Origin of the sequence: Streptomyces sp. NPDC006265 (assembly GCF_040613555.1) — a bacterium.
In the GTDB taxonomy this organism is placed as follows: domain Bacteria; phylum Actinomycetota; class Actinomycetes; order Streptomycetales; family Streptomycetaceae; genus Streptomyces.
Genome location: NZ_JBEXSH010000490.1, coordinates 1 through 6,761, shown reverse-complemented (window position 1 = coordinate 6,761; position 6,761 = coordinate 1). Strand labels below are relative to the sequence as shown.

General features: G+C 72.6%; 6 protein-coding genes. 4 read left to right on the top strand and 2 right to left on the bottom strand.

What is annotated here, in order from left to right; translation table 11 throughout:
* The coding region (locus ABZ281_RS31400) for an ATP-binding protein (RefSeq protein WP_356660966.1) at positions 1 to 332 on the bottom strand (332 nt) is incomplete at its 3' end.
* 308 nt (positions 333 to 640) lie between these two features.
* Here ABZ281_RS31400 and ABZ281_RS31395 point away from each other — a divergent pair.
* The 4 genes from ABZ281_RS31395 (at position 641) to ABZ281_RS31380 (ending at position 6,118) form a co-directional block, all read left to right on the top strand.
* Positions 641 to 1,468 (top strand): enoyl-CoA hydratase family protein, encoded by an 828-nt coding sequence (locus tag ABZ281_RS31395; RefSeq protein WP_356660964.1) that lies wholly within the window; start codon positions 641 to 643, stop codon positions 1,466 to 1,468.
* Positions 1,453 to 3,828, top strand: coding sequence for a bifunctional salicylyl-CoA 5-hydroxylase/oxidoreductase (locus tag ABZ281_RS31390; RefSeq protein WP_356660962.1), 2,376 nt, complete (start codon positions 1,453 to 1,455; stop codon positions 3,826 to 3,828). The genes ABZ281_RS31395 and ABZ281_RS31390 overlap by 16 nt, the downstream gene beginning before the upstream one ends.
* A 10-nt stretch (positions 3,829 to 3,838) precedes the next feature.
* Positions 3,839 to 4,789 (top strand): RNA polymerase sigma factor SigJ, encoded by a 951-nt coding sequence (sigJ, locus tag ABZ281_RS31385; protein ID WP_356660960.1) that lies wholly within the window; start codon positions 3,839 to 3,841, stop codon positions 4,787 to 4,789.
* A 114-nt stretch (positions 4,790 to 4,903) separates the two neighbouring features.
* Positions 4,904 to 6,118: an FAD-dependent oxidoreductase gene (locus ABZ281_RS31380; protein ID WP_356660958.1), complete on the top strand. Its 1,215-nt coding sequence runs from the start codon at positions 4,904 to 4,906 to the stop codon at positions 6,116 to 6,118.
* A 20-nt stretch (positions 6,119 to 6,138) separates the two neighbouring features.
* On the opposite strand, the gene ABZ281_RS31375 is transcribed toward ABZ281_RS31380, so the two are convergent.
* The coding region (locus tag ABZ281_RS31375; RefSeq protein WP_356660956.1) for a TOBE domain-containing protein at positions 6,139 to 6,761 on the bottom strand (623 nt) is incomplete at its 5' end.

Genomic DNA, 6,761 nt, shown 5'->3' with positions numbered 1-6,761 from the left:
GGGTCGGGCGGCCCGCCGGCCGGGCGGGTGAGGTCTCCGGGCGGGGCCGGGTCGGTGTCGTGCACCTCGACCTGACATCCCGACGGCATCAGCTCCACGACCAGCTCTATCGGCGTCTCGCCCGTGGTGTGCTCCACGGCGTTCGCCACCAGCTCCGCCGTCAGCAGCTCCGCGGTGTCGCAGTCCGCCCCGTGCTCCAGCTCGGCCAGCGCCGTACGGACCAGGGCACGGGCCACGGGCACCGCGGCTGCGGTGTGCGGCAGCGCGATGCGCCAGGAGGCGGGGGCTGAGGAGAGTTCGTACACGGCGGGTCCGTTCATGGCGCAGGACATCCTGCTTTCAACCTGATGAATGGTACGGCGCCGCTCTTCGGAGACGTCCGAGGGGCACCGTCGGAGGCGCCCTTGCCTCCTTGCCGGACGGCCTACCCGGGTGAACGCGCCGCCGCGCACAGCTGGTCCCGCCGTTACGCCGGTGTGGACGATCTGTGACGGATGTAACCGGACCGGGTCACGCCGGACCCGCATCCGAGTCCTACCCGGACGGCCTATCGCGCACTCATGACGACAGTCACGGATGAGTGATAGCTTCGGAGGGTAGAGCTCAGTGAGGCAGTGCCCGCCCGAGGAGGCCGCACGTCATGAGTCCCTTCACCGGCTCCGCCGCCCGCACCCCAGGCTGGGAGCATCTGCTCGTCGACATCGCCGACGGCGTCGCCACCGTCACCCTGGCCCGCCCCGAGAAGCTCAACGCGCTCACCTTCGGCGCCTACGCCGACCTGCGCGACCTGCTCGCGGAGCTGTCCCGGGAGCGGTCCGTCAGGGTCCTGGTGCTGGCCGGGGGAGGCCGCGGCTTCTGCTCCGGCGGCGACGTCGACGAGATCATCGGTGCCACCCTCGGCATGGACACCGCCCAGCTCCTGGACTTCAACCGGATGACCGGCCAGGTGGTCCGCGCGATCCGCGAGTGCCCGTTCCCCGTGATCGCGGCGCTGCACGGCGTGGCCGCGGGAGCGGGAGCGGTCCTCGCCCTGGCCGCGGACTTCCGCGTCGCCGACCCCACCGCCCGCTTCGCCTTCCTGTTCACCCGCGTCGGCCTCTCCGGCGGGGACATGGGCGCGGCCTACCTGCTGCCCCGCGTCGTCGGCCTGGGCCATGCGACCCGCCTGCTGATGCTGGGCGACCCGGTCCGGGCCCTCGAGGCGGAGCGCATCGGCCTGATCAGCGAACTGACGGAAGAGGGCCGGGCCGACGAGACCGCACAACAACTGGCCCACCGCCTGGCAGAGGGCCCGGCTCTGGCCTACGCCCAGACCAAGGCGCTGCTCACGGCGGAACTGGACATGCCCCTGGCGGCATCGGTGGAACTGGACGCCTCCACCCAGGCCCTCTTGATGACCGGGGAGGACTACGCGGAGTTCCACGCGGCGTTCACGGAAAAGCGCCCTCCCAAATGGAGCGGACGGTGACTGCAACCCCTTCAGGGGCGCAGGGAACTGCGCGACACGCCACAAACGGACGGCGCCCGCACGCCGTCCCCGGCCGCCCCCAACGCGTCGCGATCATCGGCGGCGGCCCGGGAGGGCTCTACGCCGCCGCCCTCCTCAAACGCCTCGACCCCACCCGCGAGATCACCGTCTGGGAACGCAACGCTCCCGACGACACCTTCGGCTTCGGCGTGGTCCTCTCCGACGAAACCCTCGGCGGCATCGAACACGCCGACCCTCAGGTCTACGAGGCCCTCCAGCAGCACTTCACCCGCTGGGACGACATAGACATCGTCCACCGCACCCACCGCCACACCTCCGGCGGGCACGGCTTCGCGGCCCTGGGCCGCAAGCGACTGCTCGAGATCCTCCACACCCGCTGCCGCGAACTCGGCGTCGGCCTCCGCTTCCGCACCGAGGCCCCGCACGACCTCCCGCACACCCACGACCTGGTCATCGCCGCGGACGGCATCCACAGCGCCACCCGCGAGACCCACGCGGACGTCTTCCGCCCCCGGGTGACCACCCACCGCTGCCGCTACATCTGGCTCGCCGCCGACTTCCCCTTCGACTCCTTCCGCTTCGAGATCGCCGAGACCGAGCACGGCGTGATGCAGCTCCACGGCTACCCCTATGCCCCCGACGCCTCGACCGTGATCATCGAGATGCGTGAAGAGGTCTGGCACGCGGCCGGCTTCGACGAGCTCGGCGAAGCGGAGTCGATCGAGCGCTGCGGCAAGATCTTCGCGGAGGCGCTCCGCGGCCGCCCCCTGAAGTCGAACAACTCCACGTGGACGACGTTCCGCACGGTCGTCAACGACCGCTGGTCGCACGGCAACATCGTGCTCCTCGGGGACGCCGCCCACACCGCCCACTTCTCCATCGGCTCCGGCACCAAGCTCGCCGTCGAGGACGCGCTGGCCCTGGCCGCCTGTCTGGAGGAGCGGGGCTCGCTGCCCGAAGCCCTGACCGCCTACGAGGCGGAGCGGCGCCCCGTCGTCGCCTCCACCCAGCGTGCGGCCCGGGCCAGCCTGGAGTGGTTCGAGAACATCGCCCTGTACCTGGACCAGCCGCCCCGCCAGTTCGCCTTCAACCTGCTCACCCGCAGCCGCCGCGTCACGCACGACAACCTGCGGCTGCGCGACGCCCGCTTCATGGAGACGGTCGAGCGCGAGTTCGGCTGCCCGCCCGGCACCCCCCCGATGTTCACGCCGTTCCGGCTGCGCGGCCTGACCCTGCGCAACCGGGTCGTCGTCTCGCCCATGGACATGTACTCGGCCGCCGACGGTGTCCCCGGCGACTTCCACCTCGTCCACCTGGGCGCACGGGCGCTGGGCGGGGCCGGGCTGGTGATGACCGAGATGGTGTGCGTCAGCGAGGAGGGCCGGATCACGCCCGGCTGCGCCGGTCTCTACACCGGCCGGCAGGCCGAGGCGTGGAAGCGCATCACCAACTTCGTGCACGCCCAGGCCCCCGGCACCGCGATCGGCGTGCAGCTCGGCCACAGCGGCCGCAAGGGCTCCACGAAACTGATGTGGGAGGGCATGGACGAGCCGCTGCAGGAGGGCAACTGGCCGCTAGTGGCTCCCTCGGCGCTCCCGTACAAGGACTTCAGCCAGACGCCGCGCGAGTTGTCCCGTGCCCAGCTCACCGACATCCGGGAACAGTTCACGGCGTCCGCGGTCCGCGCCGCCCGGGCCGGTTTCGACCTGCTCGAACTGCACTGCGCGCACGGCTATCTGCTGTCCGGGTTCCTCTCCCCGCTGACCAACCGGCGCACCGACGCCTACGGCGGCTCCCTGGAGAAGCGGCTGCGCTTCCCGCTGGAGGTCTTCGACGCCGTACGGAAGGTGTGGCCGGGGGAGCGGCCCATGACCGTCCGGATCTCCGCCACCGACTGGGCCGAGGGCGGCACGAGAGCCGAGGACGCCGTCGAGATCGCCCGGGCCTTCGCCGCGCACGGCGCCGACGCCATCGACGTGTCGACGGGCCAGGTCGTGGCCGACGAGCGGCCGGAGTTCGGGCGGTCGTACCAGACGCCGTTCGCGGACCGGATCCGCCACACCGCCGGCATCCCGGTGATCGCGGTCGGCGCGATCTCCTCCTGGGACGACGTCAACTCCCTGATCCTCGCGGGCCGCACCGACCTCTGCGCCCTGGCCCGCCCCCACCTCTACGACCCCCACTGGACCCTGCACGCGGCGGCCGAGCAGGGCTACACGGGCCCGGGCGCGCCCTGGCCGGCCCCGTACCGCGCGGGAAGCCGCCGCCCCCAGACGGGCCGTACGGACGCCCCGAAACCGCGACTGAGTCTGGGAGGCGGCGCCGCCGAGGGCGGTTAGGATCCGTGGCATGGCCCTGACCCTGGACGACGTGGACCGGTTCGAAGCCTTCAGGCCGCGCCTGGAGGCGGTGGCCTATCGGATGCTCGGGTCGGCGAGCGAGGCCGAGGACGCCGTGCAGGAGACGTTCCTGCGCTGGCAGGGCGCTGACACCGACCGCATCGACGTGCCCGAGGCATGGCTGACGAAGGTGCTCACCAACCTGTGCCTCAACCAGCTCACCTCGGCCCGTGCGCGGCGTGAGACCTACGTCGGCCAGTGGCTGCCCGAGCCGCTGCTCGCCGGGGACCGTATGCTCGGCCCCGCCGACACCGCCGAGCAGCGTGAATCGGTTTCGTACGCGGTGCTCGTCCTGCTGGAGCGCCTCTCCCCGAACGAGCGGGCGGTGTACGTGCTGCGGGAGGCCTTCGACTACCCGCACCGGGAGATCGCCGACATCCTCGACATCACCGAGGCCGCCAGCCAGCAGATCCTGCACCGCGCGAAGAAGCACGTCGCCCAGGGCAGGGCCCGTGCGCGCACCGAGATCGACGAGGCCGCCGCGCGGCGGGTCATCGACGAGTTCCTGGCGGCCGCCGAGAGCGGACAGACCGAGCCGCTCGTGCGGCTGCTCACCCAGGACGCCGTGGCGGTCGGCGACGGCGGCGGCAAGGTCCCGGCCCGCGCCAGGGCGTTCGAGGGTGCCCTCGCGGGTGCCAAGTTCATGCGGGGCCTGTTCAAGCCCAGCGCGGCCAAGCGCGCCCTGGTCGGCGGCTCGCCCGACGTCTACGCCTGGACCGCCAACGGCGACCCCGCCCTCGTGGTGGTCCTCGACGGTCGGGTCATCGGCGTCATGTGCCTGGAGGTCGCCGCCGACGGCATCGTCGCGTTCCGCAACCAGGTCAACCCCGACAAGCTCGAACGCGCGACCCGGCTGTGGGCCGCCGGCGACCACGGCGACCCCCTGCTCACGGTCTTCTGACCCGGCCGACCGTGATGTGACGTGCTTCACATCGCACTCCTGTCAGGAAACGGCGGGCCCCCCGGTTCAAGGGGTGAATCCGCAACAGACAGCCGTCATGACAGGAGCTACGCCATGCAGCACCGCATCGTCGTCCTCGGAGCCGGCTACACCGGAGCGACCGCCGCCGGGCGCCTCGCCAGGCGACTGCGCCGCGAGGACGTCGCCCTCACTCTCGTCAACGCCGAGCCCGACTTCGTCGAGCGCGTCCGGATGCACCAGCTCGCGACCGGCCAGGACCTCGCGCCCCGGCCGTTCGTCGAGATGTTCGAGGGCACCGGCGTCGCGCTGAAGCAGGGGAAGGTCACCGCCGTCGACGTCGACCGCAGGACCGTCACCGTCGCCGCCCTCGACGCGACCGGGGAGGCGAAGGACGAGGAGCTGGAATACGACACCCTCGTGTACGCCCTCGGTAGCGGCTGGAACGACCAGGGGGTGCCCGGTACCGCCGAGTACGCCTACGAGATCGCAAGCCGCCCCGGAGCGCTCCGGCTGCGCGAGCGCCTGGCCGGCCTGGCCGCCGGAGAGTCCGTGGTCGTGGTCGGAGGCGGTCTCACCGGCATCGAGGCGGCGACCGAGATCGCCGAGGCCCGCCCGGACCTCGCCGTCGTCCTCGCCGCCCGCGGCGGCCTCGGCGACTGGCTCTCGGAGAAGGGCGCCGGGCACCTGCGCACGGTCTTCGACCGGCTCGGCATCACCGTCCACGAGCACGCCGCCGTCACCGCCGTCGAGGCCGGCCACATCACCACCGGCGACGGGACGGACATCCCGGCCGCGGTCACCGTGTGGACCACCGGCTTCGCCGTCCACCCGATCGCCCGGGCGACCAGCCTGGAGGTCACCGGCACCGGCCAGATCGTCGTCGACCGGACCATGCGCTCGGTGTCACATCCGCACGTGTACGCCGTCGGGGACGCGGCCCTGGCGATGGGTCCCGGGGACAAGCCGCTGCGGATGTCGTGCGCCTCGGGCGTCCCCGGCGCCTGGCAGGCCGCCGACGCCATCGCGGCCCGGCTGACCGGGGGCAAGGTCCCGACCGTGCCCGTGCGCTACTTCAACCAGTGCATCTCACTGGGCCGCAAGGACGGTCTGATCCAGTACGTCACCGCGGACGACCGCGCCGTGTCGTCGGCCCTGACCGGCCGGCTCGCCGCCCTCTACAAGGAGATCATCTGCAAGGGCGCGGCCTGGGGCGTCGCCCACCCGCTGCTCGTGCCGGCCCGGCGCCGCCGCGTCGTGCGGGACGCCGTCGTCGTCCCGGAGAGCTCCCCGGTCGGGACAGCGGCCTGAGCCGCGGGATGCCGGCCGCTTCAGACCGGGTAGGCGTGGGTCTGTGCCGCCTTCACCGTCGCCCAGACCTCCGCGCCCGGGTGGAGGTCGAGCTCGGCCGCGGCGACCGTCGTGAGGTCGGCGGCGAGGGGGAGTTCACCGGTGAGGTCGGCGCGGATCTGGTCGCCGTGGGTCTCCAGACCGGCCACCTCGCAACGCCACAGGTTGCGGGCGCTGGAGCCGGTGGGCCGCTCCCGGTGCAGGGTGACCGCACTGGGCGGGAACGCCACGAAGACCGGGCCGGAAAGGACCTCCGTGGTGGTCAGGGGCGGGCCGTCGGCGAGCCGGACGGTGTGGCCGTCGGCCTCGCCCCGGTAGAGGTTCAGCCCGACCAACTGCGCGATGTAGTCCGTGCGGGGATGGCGGGCGATGTCGGCCGGGGTGCCCTCCTGGACCACCCGGCCGTGCTCCACGACCACCAGCCGGTCGGCCAGCACCATGGCGTCGAGCGGATCGTGGGTGACGAGCACCGCCACCGCCTCGAAGTCGGCCAGATGGCGCCGGAGCCGGGCCCGGACCTCCAGCCGGGTACGGGCGTCCAGGGCCGCCAGCGGCTCGTCCAGGAGCAGCAGCCGGGGGCGGGTGGCCAGGGCGCGGGCGAGGG